The 898-nt window shown below is 40.6% G+C and carries 2 protein-coding genes; both read right to left on the minus strand.

Annotated features, from left to right (window positions below; genetic code table 11):
- Positions 1-190, minus strand: a 190-nt coding sequence (locus RTP52_RS16305) for a hypothetical protein (RefSeq protein WP_312372509.1), incomplete at its 3' end; no start/stop codon positions are given.
- A gap of 16 nt (positions 191-206) precedes the next feature.
- The coding region (locus RTP52_RS16310; protein WP_312372510.1) for a P-loop domain-containing protein at positions 207-898 on the minus strand (692 nt) is incomplete at its 5' end.

Here is an 898-nt window from a genome sequence, read left to right on the forward strand (position 1 = left end):
AATCACAGCGGATATTCGCAATCCGCTTACGCTCCTTGCTCATAACCTCATTGCCACTACGTGGCATATCAGCAGGACTTAAACTCCTGCTGAAACAGGGAAGTCCCCCGCTTACAGAAGCGGGGGACTTCCCTGATGAGGTTAAATTACGGAAATTTGTAAAATCTTCTCGGATAGTATAGTTTATCATATCAGTCTGAAAGAAATCACAACTTGCTTTCCCAATCTTCTTTGCCTATAACCGTTCCAACTCTCATTCTGCTAAGCACAGCTAACATTTCATATTTTCTCGGAAGATCCATCCATCTACCGCATTCTGTAAAGAAAGGGGAATAGGTAGACTCTAACCCGACTTCCATCACATCTTCTAATAAGTCCACAACCTCCTTCTCCACGTGAATCCATTTAGCTTCCGTCTCTTCACCTTCTAATTTTTCTAAAGAAAACTTCTGGAAACGCTCCATTGGATTTACTCGATTAATCAGTTTCCGCAATAAAAAAACGATTGCGTTTAACTGTGGAATGGATACGATATCATGAATCATACGGATATCTATCTGTTCTTCTCCTAACACAAGGAATCCTAAATCCGATACCTTCAAAACCTCTGTTGAAGATCCGTCTGGATACGTCGTTAAATAATTCACATCCATCTGCTCTGTATTAGACCAGTCTGCTTGCTTAACCATTGATTTCTTCATTTCCTCAACCTGATAAGCACACTGCTCTCTGAATTGTTTTGCCTCATCTGTCACTTGATGAATCTGATAATCCTTCATCATATAAATTCGATCCGAAACCGAAAGATACTCACTGCTACCCCCTATTACAAGAATAGTAGATACCCCTCTTTCCTTATATAACTCCTGAACTCGTTCCACAAATGGCGTGATTGGCT

The sequence above is a fragment of the Lachnoclostridium sp. genome, assembly GCF_031997925.1.
Taxonomy (GTDB): domain Bacteria; phylum Bacillota; class Clostridia; order Lachnospirales; family Lachnospiraceae; genus Lachnoclostridium.